Origin of the sequence: Spirosoma endophyticum (genome assembly GCF_900112365.1) — a bacterium.
Classification (GTDB): Bacteria; Bacteroidota; Bacteroidia; order Cytophagales; family Spirosomataceae; genus Spirosoma; species Spirosoma endophyticum.
On the sequence record NZ_FOLQ01000010.1, the window covers coordinates 1 to 13,712 of the forward strand.

Sequence of the window (13,712 nt, forward strand, 5' to 3'; positions counted from 1 at the left end):
TAAACTTCTATTTCATTCAGATCGTGGTGTCCAGTATGCCTGCACTGAATTTCGGGATCAGTTGAGAGGCCTGCCTGTCGTGCAAAGTATGAGTCGTAAAGGCAATTGCTGGGACAATGCAGTAGCTGAGAGCTTTTTCAAAACATTCAAAAGCGAATTAGTGAACCATACTGACTTTCCAACGCGGGCCGCTGCCCGGTTAGCCACCTTCGAGTATATTGAGGGCTGGTATAATCGTCGGCGGAGACATTCAAGCTTGAATTACCAAACTCCCGCTCAACAGGAATCTTATTTTTACACCTCTCAGATGGCTGCCTGAAAAATATCTCCAGTATACTATTGCAAGTCCACCGGATCAACTTGAATGGCCTCAATTTTCTGACTATTCTGTGTAGTCGGTTGACTACAGAATGCCTCGCGCATCTGTTTCTCGTAAGCCTCCTGTCACGTAACGAGTAGGCAGTTAGTTCTCTATCAGGTTGCACGATTTCGCCCCTTATGCTTCTGCTTTTGTGAGAGTCATTGAATTTCGGGCTAGACTCACCTCGGTTAGTCTCCAGTTGGGTGGCAAACTGACAGTATTTGTAGTCTATGGCTAACCCCTTCACCGGCTAGACAACCCTTATTAAAACCTGATCCCCTTAAATCCCTTTTTCAATGGGAAGCACGTTTAAAAGCGATACCAGACCTTTGGAAATTGGCGTTCAATTCGGCGTGGCTGTGCGTTTCTACCTTCTAGGTTTGGTTAAAATAGACAACCTAACAGCAGGCTACTGTTTATTTTCAAGATAAAAGATGATCGAGAGGTGTGCTTAAGACAATGAGGACTACGAAAGAGTATCCATAGCCTAATTAGTTTTCGTGTAAACGTATTTATACCTCTTCGCTCAGCGAGGGTGAGATTAGCTGTATGTCCGGTAAATTTTTCAGTAGAAAAGAAGCGTTACAGCCAAAAAGACGTCTGAAAATACGACCGAAATGGGACTGATCGGCAAAACCAAACCGAAGGGCGGCCTCCCCAAAATCCATTTTATCCCGCTTAACAGCGCAAACTACCGACTTGATACGCTTCCAAAGTACATACTCGCTAAAGGGGGCACCGACTTGTTCAATAAACAAATGACGCGTTCGCTCGGGCGATAAATTGATCAAGTCCGCAATCTCTTTTAGCATTATGGTTCGGTGCAGGTTGGCTTCGATATAACTCAGCGCTAAGTTGACCCGTCGGTCTAGCACCGGCGTTGGCTGACTGCGCAGCTTAGGAAAAAGGGTTAAGATAACTTCGTCAGCAAAATCAGCTATGGTTCCGGCCTGTAAAGCCGGGAAGCCGGTGGCCAGCAGGGGTTGAAACGGATCGGTAGCCAGCAAGGACGAAAGGTCGATGTATTTCGACTCGCCAAGCATGGATCGAATAGCCTGACCGATTCGGCCTTCCAGCTCAATAAAGTAGATGAGGACACTCGCTCCCCTGGCATCAGCGCTATGAGGAACATTACTCCCCAGCAAATAACCCGTCACATTGGACAATGCCTCCCCATTGACGACTGCGGAATAGCTTCCGTTAAAGCAGATGACTAGTTTATAACTGTGGAGAATTCGTTCCGGTATGACCGAATTATGATCGACGAAACAGATCGTTTCGGTTAAACTGATAAACCGTTCGGTCGTCGTGCTCATATAGTTCAAGTTGGTAAAGAGTTATGCATGGCAGATAAAGAAGATATTCGATTCAATATATAACCCGTATTAAATGTAGAACCGATTACTTATTAATCGGCTACTTAGACAGGACCACCCGAACTGCTTCGTTGAGATGAACACCTATATAGTCCACGCAACTTTACCAATGTTTTGGTTAGTCCATGCGCGTCTACAAAACAGATTGTTTATGGGTAACGTTAGAAAGTAGCCCACAGGGCTTAATGCCTCCCGCGCTTTGCTCGCCTTTTTAAACCACTTTTGGGCCTCTGTTCAGGGCTTGTATGAAGTGGTTGATCGTAGGATGTTCCCTTAACATATTACTCGTCAAACGTAGTCCCAATTTACTTCTTTATAATTTGACCCAAAGGAAAAGCAACCTGTGTTAGTCAGGCCGACGATCCTTACGACAACCACACCGGCGGACGGGCCTATGCTAAGTCGTTTTGAATCGATCGCTGAAACGGCCGCCCAGGTATTTTTGAACGTTGAAATACACGTACTGAAGTATTCGATTGCATGATAGCGTAGCTAATCGACAGGAATGCCTGCTTGTTGTGAACGTACGGCGCTGGCAGCCCGCTTGTCGCTGGGCTATAATAACACTGAACCCGTAGAACAAATTTAGTATACAAATCGGACAAATCCAGTGTGTCACAAAACTGTACCAGCTGGGTGGATTTAGGGAAATAGATTTCCTGTTGCAGATAGGTGCCATTGGTTTCGCTTTCAATCATCATGGTTGGGCAAACAGACAAGTAGTCGATATCTAGTGGGGCTACATGGGTGTACGATTCCCCGTGTTCGTCGCGTTGGTGTTTCAGAAATTCCGGCTGGCCAGGTAGGTCACGATGCAGGGTGTTGGGGTCATTCAGGGTAAGGCCCGAGTCGCTAATCAAAATCAGCCGCTGTGATGGGCTTACTACTTTGGCCAGTTAGTCTGGCCAGTAGAGCCACCACGTGGGTTGAATCGTTGGCCTACCGCCGATTTGTGGTGATAATCAGCAAAAAAAATTGTTCAGGTAAACCTCCGAATAAAAACAGGACAAGACAGTAAAATTTTAATTGGGGGCACACCCTTCAGTGTTGATAATCACGCCTAAATAGTGACTTGGTAGCCAAGCTCGGTTGGGCTGTTTTTATGTCGTTGTCACTTTTGGTCAAGTTTCGATTTAGTGAACTACCTAATCAGTTTGAGCACAAACGGTACAAACAGCTGTTTTTCAGGAAGAGAAATCATTTCGGGATAAAGAATTAGTGTTCTGGGTATGTTTGCCGATTCGGTGCGACTCGTTCAGTTGATCGTCCATTTCGATTGTGCCACCTGTCAATACCGTTTCGCTCTCTCAAGGGTCTACACTGACAACCGCTCTGATCGTTCAATAACATCACTCGCTAGTCCCTACACAGGTACCCGGCCGATTCGGATCAACTTAGGGGCAGTGATTCTCCAACGAACTGGTGATGGAATAGACGCCGGTACGGTTGACGCCGACTAGGTTCCCACTCGGGTCAACTTGGTAGGTGTAGGCCGTACTGTTCGTCGGCCGACCCGCTTGCTGGTTGTCCGAGGCCGTGAGCAGGCGCTGGGCAGGCTTGCCCAAAAAGGGTTGTAGATAGCGGGAGATGTTAAACCCAAACGGATTGAATTCCAGTAGAAAAGGAATTTTCAACGGATTGGCCTGTTGACCATACCGATTACTGATGGTGCTCACTGACGGAGCCGTTCCCGCTGTTGAAAGCGCGACCTCAATGGTAACTGGGTTGCCATCCTGATAGGTTAGATGCGCTGCTGAATGTTTGATAATTTTAACTCCTCCGGGCGGATAGGAAAATTCATCGGCCTGGTGATTAACCAGGTAGCCCTGGGCGTCGTAAGCAAAGGTGTGGGTGGCCGTCACGGATTCCTGGGTAGTGCCGTTGGCCAACTGGTTATACATCGTCTGCTGAGCCGTTACGGCGTATCCGTCCAGGTTCAGCGTTAAATCATACTGAATCCGAAGCCAGCTTGAGGATGGGTATGTCACATCGATCGTCGCTTTATTACCCTGATAGGTATAGCGGAAATCAGCAGAACCACCAGCCGTGATCGTTTGACTAGCGATCAATTTTCCCGCTTCATCGAACTGATACGTGTACGTGTCGGTATTCTCCCGGATGGTCAGCCGACAATCCGACGCCGGTTCCACGCGCGGTTGGCAGGTTATAAACAGGAGCGTGATCGCTACCCAAAGCTTGGCTAGGTTGGTCATGATGTTATGCGTTTATTACTTTGATCGTCTCCCAATCGGCTGACATCCCAACGGTAACGGGTACAAACAGCCGGTTAACCCGCTCACTAGTTTCCCGTTACTTCACCCGGAACGCTACTTTTTTGAACGTTACGCGCGCATGAGCACCCGCACGGGCTTCGCAGGCATCGTCAACCACATTGAGTGTCATTTCGTTACGGCTAATGGTGTATCGCCAGGTTCCGGGCGTCTCCGTATCACAGGGGCTACCGCCACTCACTTTCTTCCAGGTGAACGTATCACCCTTCGTGGTGTAGGTCATGGTTTCCAGCAATTTCGTCTCAGCCAGGACATTATCCGGAACCGAATACATCCGAATGGTGTCCTTGTCGAACTGCAAAACGATATCCATAACCCGATATAATTGAACCGTGCCTTGCCAGGCCGTACTGGCCAACGTATACTGCGCCTGCGCACCGACTATTACGCCTACACAGGTTAGGCAAGTCAGGATGATTTGTTTTTTCATCTGATATACTAGTACGAGTTTCCTGATCAGGTCAAATCTATTGCGTTAAAACGACTAAATTTGGTAAATAAATAGCTGAATAATAAATATTAAGAGTAATTAGTTGCGTGTTTACAAACTGACATTACCCGTACTATCTCGTTACCTTTAACGGGGACGTATGTTAGTCAACCCGACCCATCGTCACGCCGTCCATGCCCAGGCGTCGCTCGCGGCAAGTGTCCTCCAGAACGCTAAACTGAACCGAGTCATGGGCAAAAAAACTGAGCCGGTAGGTGCCGGTATAGGCCCCGTTGCACGAGGCATATGACAGGCCAAGCGTATCCTGTTGGACGTAATAGCGGCCACGGCCAGAGGCCTTCCAGTTGACAAAAAAGTCCAGCGTACTATCGGCCCGAAAGACGGCTAGTGCCCTTCGGCCATCAGAAAATTCCTGCTGCCAGCGGCCGATCATCGGGTTGGGCAGCAGACTGAACCCTACACGAAGGATCGCTACGCACAGGAGGGTTAGGATGGATGCGTTTGTCATCGATTTGTTAGGTCATGGACGGGTTCCTCCGCCCGCTCTTGGAGTTAGGTGGCTACCTGATTCATGGTTTTATGTTGCTAGTTGACTGGCTGTTGATTGACTAGCGTTGGCCTACGAAGCGGGACTGGTTCTCATTAGCTACAAGTCATTGGTGAAAAGCGCACCAATCTGCCGTCGGTGCCTGTCGATGTGAAAGCGCAGAAACGCAAACCGCTGCCCGATGTCCAGCGGGCCGGAAATGGGGTGGGGATGAATAATGGCGTCCAGATCTTCTCCGTCCACGGCGTAGCTGAACGCTTTCAACAGGGATTGTAAACTCGCCAGCGAAGCACACCAGAACGCCAGTGTCCCGCCCAGGCGCGGGGCGGCATTGGCCGGAACGGTTTCTTTGGGTTGCCAGGTCTGCTCAATCACGTCCTCAATAGAGCGTCCCCGGTTCGTGAGTTCCCCGGACCAGATGGGTGTGCCCTGGCGGTAAGCCTCCAGGGCCCGCCACATGCCCCAGATACCGCCCTGTTCGGCCCAGAACAGGTGTTCGGTGTTCTCCAGGGCGCTCCATACCTCAGGCGTGGGTTTATACTGCGCCTGCTGCTCGGTCAATTGTGTCACCGTGCTGATGTAGCGGGTGCGGGCCGTGGCGATCTCAGACAGAAGGGGTTTCAACTGGGGATGCATCGAAATGGGTTTATTGGCTGGGTTTAGCAGGATTGTTTGTGTTCAGCCGAAAGCGCCCCAACTTCTGCCATGTGTAGTTGGGAATCGGGTGAGAATAGTCATTGATAACGAGCCTTCATGAGTCGTTTGGCGTGTTTAAGCTAATCCTGTTCAAAATATAGACCCAATCAGCGTTAACAGCAGGACGATACCGATGAGCAGTCCCCATGCCCGCCAGAAACGTCGGCTTGTTCGTCGGCGTTGGTCGGGCGTCATCTGCCGAAGTTTCCGGATTGGTTTTTCCCGAAGGCGACCCAGGAAAAAGAGGCCGCCCGCCAGAAAACCTAAGCCCAGCAGGTAAACCACGGCTGCCAGAAATCCGTAACCCGAGCAGGCGATGCTACAGGCCAGGGCCATCGATCCGTACAACAGAACTAAGCTCAGTACAAACAACAGCACAAACCCGACCCGCTTGCCGGTCTGTCGCTCGGTCTGGCCCGTGTTCGCTGCAATTATCAACTGCCTGACTGGCCGCAGGGTGTCGGGCCGGATGAGCGTATCGGCCCGGCTCTCAATGATCCGACTCCCCCACGCGCTGGCCAGTACGTCGTGCGGCTGGGGGCGGGGGGTCATCAGTCCTGCTACTAGCCCGAATAAGAGAAAATTGCCCAGAAATGCCCCGAACAGGCAGCGTCGCCGAAACCAATAACCGCCCGCGCTGGTGTAATACAGCCACCGAACGGCCACGGCCCAACCAACCAGCACCGTAACACCAGCGAGCAGCCCGGCCGTTGGTACGTTGTCCAGCAGGGTAGCCCCCAGCACGAAGCCGTTGAGGGCGTTAGCTACGTCAAACAGGATGATTAGGGCAATGGCAAGCGGGGCGTGTCGGCTGGCCCATTGGGAGAGGTTCTTCATCAGATTAGTGGCTCAAACGGTGGTATCAATCGGTAATACACCGTGGTCTCGTCGGTTTCTAAGTGGCTCATGCCCAATCGATTCATTACCCGTACCGACGCCTGGTTTGGCAGGTCCGTTGCTGCGATAATCCCGGTAAACCCTACGGTTTCAAATCCGTAACTGAGCATAGCGCGGGCAGCTTCGGTGGCTAAACCCTGACCCCACCAGGCGGGCAGCAACCCATAGATAAGTTGCAGCGGGTATTTCAAGTGCTCGAATCGCCAGTAGCCACAAAAGCCGATAATGGGTCGTTGATCAGTTTGTCGAATGGCCCACAAGCCGTAACCTTGGTTCTGGAACATGCCCAGGCTTCCCTCGATCACAGACGCCGTCCAGGTCTCCTCCACGATCCGTTTATCCAGCAGGTAACGCCGGATGTCCGAATCGGTAAACAGGGCGTGCAGTTCAGCCAGATCGGTTTTGGCAAAAGGTGTCAGCGTCAGCCGGTTAGTTTGAAGAGTCAGTAAGGCCATGGTTATTGACTATGTTTTCTTCGTCGATGTAGCCTTCACCAGGAAGCGCTTGTCGGTCAGCGACCGCAAGAATTCTTTCAGATCCCCTTTCTCCTGTGGGGTGAGTCCTAACGGTTTGGCTAGCAGCGGGTCGCGGTTGATGGCGCCCGGCACCCGCTGGTCGGGGGCATTGTAATGATTGATGACCTCGGCCAGCGTTTTGAACATCCCGTTGTGCATATAAGGTGCCGTCAGGGCCACATTGCGTAAGGGGCCGATCTTGAACTTGCCCAAATCAGCCGTCCGCTTGGTGATTGCGGCCCGGCCACTGTCGGCCAGGGTTTTGCCATCGAAGAGGCCAATGTTGCGAAATTCCGAACTATTAAAGTCGGCCCCGAAATGACACTGCACGCAGTTGGCTTTGCCATTGAAGAGGGCAAAGCCCCGCTTGGCCGATTCACTCACGGCCGCTTCGTTATCGTTCATTCGCCAATCATCCAGGGGTGATTCGGCCGTTTCCAGGGTTTGCTCAAACTCGGACAGCGCTTTGGCCAGATTGGTTTTGGTGGGCAGCTCCCCAAATACCTGCTTAAAATAAGCCCGGTATTTTCGGTTAGCATTCAGGCGTTTGATGGCCAGATCAACGGGCAAATCCATTTCATCGGGATTAGCGATGGGGATCAGCGCCTGCTCTTCCAGGGTAGCGGCCCGCCCGTCCCAGAAGAAGTTCGCCTGCAAGCGCATATTCATGGCCGAAGGGGTATTGCGTTTACCTTGGCGGCCAAACACGCCCAGACTCAGCGCTGCCGTATCGGCAAAGGCGAATTCTTCCCGGTGGCAGCTCGCGCAACTGATGGTGCGGTTGCGCGAGAGAATGGGATCAAAAAACAAGCGCTTGCCCAAACTCATTTTGTCCATGGGCGGCTCGGTCACCAGCGTAGCGCCCACCAAAACGAAGGCGATAAGAGCGATTAGGAGATAGGGGTAGGTTTTCATGGCTTACCGGTAGTAACCCGACCAAGCGCCAGGGTGGGTACCGTCTCCCGGCGGTCCCGACAGGTATCCAGAATCGCGGTGAATCGAACCGAATCAGAGTTTAAAAACTGCAATCTATAGCTACCGAAGTAAGTCGGGTTACACTTACCGTCGGTGACCCCAATCGTATCCTGCCGGACGTAATAGCGACCCGTTAAATACGACTTCCCATTGACGAACCCGTCGTAGGTACCGTCAGGCCGGAAATTGAATCGTAGCGTTGCTCCGTCTATTTGCTGCCGCCAGCGCCCGACCACTGGGTTTGGAGGATCAATGACAAAAGACGACAGGACTACTAGCCCAATGAAGCCTACGGTGAGGGTTAATCTTTTTTTCATGATCGATGTGACTGTTTATCTCATTCATTTCCATACTGTTTCCGTCAGGGCTTGGCTGCTTTAACCGCATCGGCGGACCGCCTACCCACGGTAAAGTTGTGCAGATCACCGTTACGCCCCTTACAGGTATCCCGAATGGTAACGAACCGAACAGAATCAGGGGCATAAAAGCTAAGTTTGTAGGTACCATAGTAAGTCAGATTGCAACTGACGTCGGCCATCCCCAGGGTGTCCTTTCGGACGAAATAGTTTCCGTGTGTAAAGGCTTTGCCGTTAATGAACACATCAAACGTACTGTCGGCCCGAAAAACGAACAGCGCGGTTGCTCCTTTATAGAGCTGTTGCCAACGGCCTACCAGCGGGTTAGGCGGGCTGATCAACGATAGGGCGGTCAGGGCGATGCCCACCAGGGGTATGATGAATGCTTTTTTCATGGACCACTCGGGGAAAAACTGTATTGACAGGTTATGGATAGAGGTAGCTCGTCAGGGTTTGACTACAGGGACTGCATCGGTGGACCGCCGACCGGCAGTAAACTGGTGCATGTCACTCCGACGTCCGTTGCAGGTGTCGGCAATCGCCGTAAAGCGGACCGAATCGGGCGCGAAGAAATCAAGTTTGTACGTACCGTAGTAGTCCATATGGCAAGCCGGGTCAGCCAGGGCAAAGGTGTCCTGTCGAACCGTGTATTTGCCGCTGGTGAACACTTTATTATTGATGAAAATATCGAAGGTATTGTTCGCTCGAAAGACCAGTAACGCGGTAGCTCCTTTCACCGTTTGCTGCCAGCGTCCTACCAGGGTATTGGGCGGGGTGACAAATGATAGAGCAGTCAGGGCGATGAGGGACAGCAATAAGATACGTACTTTTTTCATGGATGGTTAGCTTGGGTTAAGTACTGGTTTTATACGTTTCGCTATTGACATACGCTTGTGAATTGGCTAGAAGCCTTGATCATTTACTTTAGTCGTTAAAGGCCCTGATTTGGGTAACAGTAGATACTCCATCACAGAGCCCCGACCCGTTCATTGCGAATGGGTACACCAATTCGTTCGTCTCCTCGCAGCTAAACAGCAGGAAATGGTTTATTACTACAGGGAATGAAGACGGTGACCGCTTACAAGACCGTAGAGACGGCATTAAGCGCTACTGGGCGAACGGCTACCGACTGGAAGAAACACGTAGCCATATATAGGACGACGCCAATCTCGACAAAGAAGGCTCCTTTACGAATCCAGTCGGTTTGCCACAAACGCTCCATCAGCGCTGGGGTATAGTTACCCTGATCAAACTGTGTTTCAATGGGCACCTGAAACAAGATAGTCGATGTCCAGGCTAGTATGGCGCATATCAGCGCAGCCCCAAGCGTCCATTTGGGAACGCTTGGTGGCCGGTTAAAAAATAAAGCGAGTAGGGCAATATTACCCAGTAGAATCGGCCCCACCAGGCACGGTAATACGTTTTGGCTGGTGGCCTGGTGCCAACGCGCAAAGTCGGCGGGAGGGATCGAGCGGCCCAGATCGGCGTAGCTGAGGTACTCGACAAATTCATTCATCATGCCCCCGCCGAAGCAGTAAAACGTTAGTAGTAAGTAGGCCAGAAAGACCCGATAAGGTGAATGCGACTTGGTTTCCATGTTGTGATTAAGAAAAGGGTACTGGTCGGATTAGGACCGGCGAAACGACACCACAAAGGAAAACAAGCCGCTCGTAAGTGGCTTTCGCGTACGTTGCAAATGCATTCGAAAACGTTGCAACGGCTGCTTTTTAGCCTGTTTAGCGCACTTTCGGGGCCTGGCGGAGGGAATCAGGATACGGATGTGTCTACGTTCTTTTTCACTTCGCTGGGGGCGTAGCCGAAGTGGCGGGAGAAACTGGTGGAAAAACTGGCCGGGTTGCTAAAGCCAACCAAGTAGGCTACTTCGGATATGGTTGCTACGTTGCGGGTCAATAAATCCAACGCTCGTTGCAGTCGAACGATGCGAATTAAATCGCCGGGCGACTGGTTGATGAGCGCTTTGAGTTTGCGGTGAAGCTGGGTACGACTCAGGCCCACTTCGTCGCTGAGTTGATCGACACTGAAGCTTTCATCGTCCAGACGTTCCAGGATCGCTGCTCGAACACGATCCAGGAACGCCTGCTCCATCGACGGTAAGGCCGAGTCTGTGGTAGGCCAAATATTGTCCTGGCTATATCGTTCCCGGAGTTGCCGACGAGTGGTGATTAAGTTCGTAATCTGAGCCAGTAGCTCCCGCTGGTGAAACGGCTTGGCCAGGTAACTATCGGCCCCTATTTGCAACCCCTCGATCCGGCTGTCCAGGTCGGCTTTGGCCGTTAACATCACGATGGGAATGTGGCTGGTGCGCTCGTCCTGCTTCAAGGCCTGGCACACCTGGTAGCCATCGAGTTTGGGCATCATCAGGTCGGTAATGACCAGATCCGGTATGTCCTGCTGGGCGAGTCGAAGGCCATCCTCCCCGTTAACGGCTTCGCTGATTCGGTACTGATGCGTTAGGGACGAGCGGATGAATTGACGCACCTCGTCATTATCTTCGATCAGCAGAAGTTGGGGCGCGTCGGCGACTTCGGGCGATGGGGGGAGCGGGGCGGGCACGGGTGGTATCTCGCCGTACGAAGCGGGCAAGACTGGCTCTTTACCCGTTTGAACGGGTTGCTCCTGACGGACAGGTAGCCGGACCGTGAGGGTGGTACCAACACCCTCGTCACTGTCGATGTGAATCCGGCCACCGTGCAACTCGACTAGTTCTTTGGTGAGGGCCAGCCCAATACCGAAACCTTCCTGCTCACGGGTGTTGGAGGCATCCACCTGGTAGAACTGATCGAACACGTAAGGAAGTTTAGCAGTCGGAATACCAACGCCTGAGTCCCGAACGACCAACGTAGCCCATGGTTCCTCTTCTCCGACAACTTCATGGGTTAGCCCCACAAATACCTCGCCCCCGGCTGAGGTGAACTTGATGGCATTAGAAAACAGGTTGTAGAGTATTTTTTCGATCTTGTCCCGGTCCAGGTCCATCGCCAACTGGTCGCGGTTGGCCGTCACGTGCAGCGCGATTTGTTTCTGATGGGCCAGTGACTCAAACGAAAGCAGGGTGCCCTTTACTAAACTCACCAGATCGACGGCTGTGGGGGTTAGCTGGGTTTTGCCCGCTTCTAACTTACTCAGATCGAGCAGTTGATTGATGAGTTGGAGCAACCGCTTGGCGTTTCGATGCAGGAGCCCCACCTGCAGTTTGGTTTGGGGTTCTTCTGTTTGGGCCAACACTTGTTCAGCCGGGCCAAGCATTAAGGTTAGGGGGGTGCGAAATTCATGAGTCAGGTTGGTAAAAAAGCGGGATTTGATGGTGTCGATCTCCCGGAGTTTGTCGGCCTGCTGCTGAATCTTTTCGGTTCGCTCCTGTACGGTTTGCTCCAGTACCTCATTCTGCTCGGCCACTAATTTCAGCTTTTCGGCTTCCTGGGCCAGGGTCTTTTGGGAGAGCGCTTGTATTTCGACCAGCTTGGTTTCCAGGGTTCGGCTCGTAAAGGCAAACTCAAGGCCCAGATACAAGGAGATGGCCACGGGAATACTCAGATACCCCACGTTGTAGGGGAGGTGGAGGTACAGATAATACACCCAGTTACCCGTCAGAAAGAGTTGCTGGTAAGCGGTTGATCGAAACGAGAAGGGAAGCGAAAAAGTATACATACTGGTGAACACCAAGGCAATGATTACACCCCGCATGATAATACTGGCTCCCCGTTGCTTTTGCCTGACCGCTAGCACGGCTAGGCGGATTGACTCGCCCAAACAAACCAGGTAATACAATTCGTGGCCAATTCTCAAACCCCAGGCGTAGGGCCAGACGGTTAGGGGAATATTCACCAGACACCAACCAAACAGCAACCAGTAGGAGAAACCTAGTGGTCGTTTAAACAAACTATACAGGGCATTCAGTTGGAGCAGGTGAAACAGATTGGTTAAAATAGCGATGGCGATGAGTCGGCCCTGCAGCGAGTCAACGGACTGGGCACCCAATTGGGTTTGCAGATAGTAGGTTACCATACTGCACAGCGAAAACAGGGTAAAATACAGATTGGCTCGCTGGACGGGATAGTAGAGGAAAAAAGCCAGGTGCAGGATGGCCAGGATGAAGAAGATACCCGTTTTCGCAAAATCAAGCGGTAATATGCTTAAACCGTAGATGCGATAGAATCTGACCGCGTTGGTGACATTATTGATGCGAGCCTGAAACAGCGCATTCTTTCCGATAAATTCAGTCGTGTAGAGCAAATCCTTGTCATAAGCAAACCGAACGGCCAACGTTTGCAGTGAATCTCCGCTTAATGACAAGGAAACTGGTTCATTTCTTGGATTATAGGTCTGGGTTGCCTGCCCATACTTATTAATTTGTCCGAAGCGATGCACAAGATGACCATTTAGGAAAACTTCAGAAGCTCCAGTCTGACTAATCAGACAAGCCAATGACTCAGTTAGCACCGTAGGCTTAATCACCAATTGCAATCGAAACCAGCCTACCCCTGCTTGCCGAACATCGGGCAGTTCCATAATGTCTTTAGTGGGGTCGATGCCTTGCCAGGAGCGATCATCATATGCTGGATTCGCCCAATTCGGGTTATCGCCCGCTTTCCACCGCCAGCCCTGATTGAGAAGCACGCCTTGTAGAGGCAGACTGTCAATCGTCATTCTGCCCGTTGCTACGCGTAAGGGTTGCGCCTGACTGAAGCTCACCGCTATGGCCATCCAGCCTAGGGTGCACCAAACGAGCCAAATTCTGTTTCGGTAGGTATCCACTAACTTGTCATTCATACTTGGCTAGAAACAAGTGGGGCAAGTCCGGGAAGTTGCCGAAATCAAGTTAGTTATTCTTGCTGGTAGTTCCCTCACTCATTTCCTTTGTGTTAGCCACCGGTACTCAGGGGTTCCCACTTAAAGCTAAATGGATGGCTATTTGAGCGTTGGATTTAGTTCAAAAAAAGACTAAATCGTCTTGGGCTGCATTTAGTTAGGTAGCTATGGAACGGACAAGAGATAGACCAATTATGACCAACTATTGGTTTTGTGCGAGCTCTGCGTTCGTCATCGTCATACATCATTCTAGAACGAACCGCTTCGTCCAATAAAAGGGTAGTTTATTTAAACTACATGGCCTGTAATATTTTGTCTATGAAGGACATAGTTGAAGTTTGCAGTCCATGAAAATCGTTCACAAAACCCTCCGTTAAAATACACCGATGCCTGTATAGTAGATCAGTTTGGCAGGAT

Annotated in this window: 16 protein-coding genes; 2 read left to right on the forward strand and 14 right to left on the reverse strand. The window is 51.2% G+C overall.

The genetic code is table 11. The features are described 5' to 3' along the window. Window positions 1–319, forward strand: a 319-nt coding sequence (locus BM202_RS22065) for an integrase core domain-containing protein (RefSeq protein ID WP_143100726.1), incomplete at its 5' end; no start/stop codon positions are given. A gap of 554 nt (window positions 320–873) precedes the next feature. Here the strand turns inward: BM202_RS22065 and BM202_RS22070 are convergent. From BM202_RS22070 to BM202_RS22130, 13 genes are all read right to left on the reverse strand, one after another. After that, complete coding sequence (locus BM202_RS22070; protein ID WP_093830186.1) at window positions 874–1,677, reverse strand: helix-turn-helix domain-containing protein; 804 nt, start codon at window positions 1,675–1,677, stop codon at window positions 874–876. 452 nt (window positions 1,678–2,129) lie between these two features. Then, window positions 2,130–2,597: a hypothetical protein gene (locus BM202_RS22075; protein ID WP_093830188.1), complete on the reverse strand. Its 468-nt coding sequence runs from the start codon at window positions 2,595–2,597 to the stop codon at window positions 2,130–2,132. Window positions 2,598–3,131: 534 nt separating this feature from the next. Continuing rightward, window positions 3,132–3,950, reverse strand: coding sequence for a DUF4595 domain-containing protein (locus tag BM202_RS22080; RefSeq protein ID WP_093830190.1), 819 nt, complete (start codon window positions 3,948–3,950; stop codon window positions 3,132–3,134). Window positions 3,951–4,047: 97 nt separating this feature from the next. Then, window positions 4,048–4,458 (reverse strand): hypothetical protein, encoded by a 411-nt coding sequence (locus tag BM202_RS22085; RefSeq protein WP_093830192.1) that lies wholly within the window; start codon window positions 4,456–4,458, stop codon window positions 4,048–4,050. Window positions 4,459–4,621: 163 nt separating this feature from the next. Next, a complete protein-coding gene (locus BM202_RS22090; RefSeq protein WP_143100727.1) occupies window positions 4,622–4,987 on the reverse strand; it encodes a hypothetical protein in 366 nt (121 codons plus the stop codon). A gap of 138 nt (window positions 4,988–5,125) precedes the next feature. After that, the gene (locus tag BM202_RS22095; RefSeq protein ID WP_093830196.1) at window positions 5,126–5,662 is read right to left on the reverse strand and encodes a DinB family protein; all 537 of its coding nucleotides are present in this window, start codon (window positions 5,660–5,662) and stop codon (window positions 5,126–5,128) included. A 150-nt stretch (window positions 5,663–5,812) separates the two neighbouring features. Next, window positions 5,813–6,559, reverse strand: coding sequence for a hypothetical protein (locus tag BM202_RS22100; protein ID WP_093830198.1), 747 nt, complete (start codon window positions 6,557–6,559; stop codon window positions 5,813–5,815). After that, window positions 6,559–7,074, reverse strand: coding sequence for a GNAT family N-acetyltransferase (locus BM202_RS22105; RefSeq protein ID WP_093830200.1), 516 nt, complete (start codon window positions 7,072–7,074; stop codon window positions 6,559–6,561). The genes BM202_RS22100 and BM202_RS22105 overlap by 1 nt, the downstream gene beginning before the upstream one ends. 9 nt (window positions 7,075–7,083) lie before the next feature. After that, entirely contained in the window at window positions 7,084–8,049 is a 966-nt protein-coding gene (locus BM202_RS22110; RefSeq protein ID WP_093830202.1) for a cytochrome-c peroxidase, read from the reverse strand. Then, window positions 8,046–8,426 (reverse strand): hypothetical protein, encoded by a 381-nt coding sequence (locus BM202_RS22115; protein ID WP_093830204.1) that lies wholly within the window; start codon window positions 8,424–8,426, stop codon window positions 8,046–8,048. Before BM202_RS22115 ends, BM202_RS22110 begins: the two co-directional genes overlap by 4 nt. Window positions 8,427–8,470: 44 nt before the next feature. Next, window positions 8,471–8,860 carry a hypothetical protein gene (locus tag BM202_RS22120; protein ID WP_093830206.1) on the reverse strand — a complete coding sequence of 130 codons (390 nt, stop codon included), beginning with the start codon at window positions 8,858–8,860 and terminating at the stop codon, window positions 8,471–8,473. A 51-nt stretch (window positions 8,861–8,911) separates the two neighbouring features. Next, a complete protein-coding gene (locus BM202_RS22125; RefSeq protein ID WP_093830208.1) occupies window positions 8,912–9,301 on the reverse strand; it encodes a hypothetical protein in 390 nt (129 codons plus the stop codon). A gap of 242 nt (window positions 9,302–9,543) precedes the next feature. Further along, window positions 9,544–10,062: a hypothetical protein gene (locus BM202_RS22130; protein ID WP_093830210.1), complete on the reverse strand. Its 519-nt coding sequence runs from the start codon at window positions 10,060–10,062 to the stop codon at window positions 9,544–9,546. 3 nt (window positions 10,063–10,065) lie between these two features. Here BM202_RS22130 and BM202_RS37330 point away from each other — a divergent pair, with 3 nt between their 5' ends. Continuing rightward, window positions 10,066–10,281 (forward strand): hypothetical protein, encoded by a 216-nt coding sequence (locus BM202_RS37330; RefSeq protein WP_177236650.1) that lies wholly within the window; start codon window positions 10,066–10,068, stop codon window positions 10,279–10,281. On the opposite strand, the gene BM202_RS22135 is transcribed toward BM202_RS37330, so the two are convergent. Then, entirely contained in the window at window positions 10,233–13,256 is a 3,024-nt protein-coding gene (locus tag BM202_RS22135) for an ATP-binding protein (RefSeq protein WP_093830212.1), read from the reverse strand. The genes BM202_RS37330 and BM202_RS22135 overlap by 49 nt on opposite strands. Window positions 13,257–13,712 lie beyond the last annotated feature (456 nt).

Coding starts and splice junctions, on each gene's coding strand:
- BM202_RS22070 (WP_093830186.1), bottom strand. CDS start 1,677: ATGAGCACGACGACCGAACGGTTTATCAGTTTAACCGAAACGATCTGT.
- BM202_RS22080 (WP_093830190.1), bottom strand. CDS start 3,950: ATGACCAACCTAGCCAAGCTTTGGGTAGCGATCACGCTCCTGTTTATA.
- BM202_RS22110 (WP_093830202.1), bottom strand. CDS start 8,049: ATGAAAACCTACCCCTATCTCCTAATCGCTCTTATCGCCTTCGTTTTG.
- BM202_RS22120 (WP_093830206.1), bottom strand. CDS start 8,860: ATGAAAAAAGCATTCATCATACCCCTGGTGGGCATCGCCCTGACCGCC.
- BM202_RS22095 (WP_093830196.1), bottom strand. CDS start 5,662: ATGCATCCCCAGTTGAAACCCCTTCTGTCTGAGATCGCCACGGCCCGC.
- BM202_RS22100 (WP_093830198.1), bottom strand. CDS start 6,559: ATGAAGAACCTCTCCCAATGGGCCAGCCGACACGCCCCGCTTGCCATT.
- BM202_RS22105 (WP_093830200.1), bottom strand. CDS start 7,074: ATGGCCTTACTGACTCTTCAAACTAACCGGCTGACGCTGACACCTTTT.
- BM202_RS22085 (WP_093830192.1), bottom strand. CDS start 4,458: ATGAAAAAACAAATCATCCTGACTTGCCTAACCTGTGTAGGCGTAATA.
- BM202_RS22125 (WP_093830208.1), bottom strand. CDS start 9,301: ATGAAAAAAGTACGTATCTTATTGCTGTCCCTCATCGCCCTGACTGCT.
- BM202_RS22090 (WP_143100727.1), bottom strand. CDS start 4,987: ATGACAAACGCATCCATCCTAACCCTCCTGTGCGTAGCGATCCTTCGT.
- BM202_RS22115 (WP_093830204.1), bottom strand. CDS start 8,426: ATGAAAAAAAGATTAACCCTCACCGTAGGCTTCATTGGGCTAGTAGTC.
- BM202_RS22130 (WP_093830210.1), bottom strand. CDS start 10,062: ATGGAAACCAAGTCGCATTCACCTTATCGGGTCTTTCTGGCCTACTTA.
- BM202_RS22135 (WP_093830212.1), bottom strand. CDS start 13,256: ATGAATGACAAGTTAGTGGATACCTACCGAAACAGAATTTGGCTCGTT.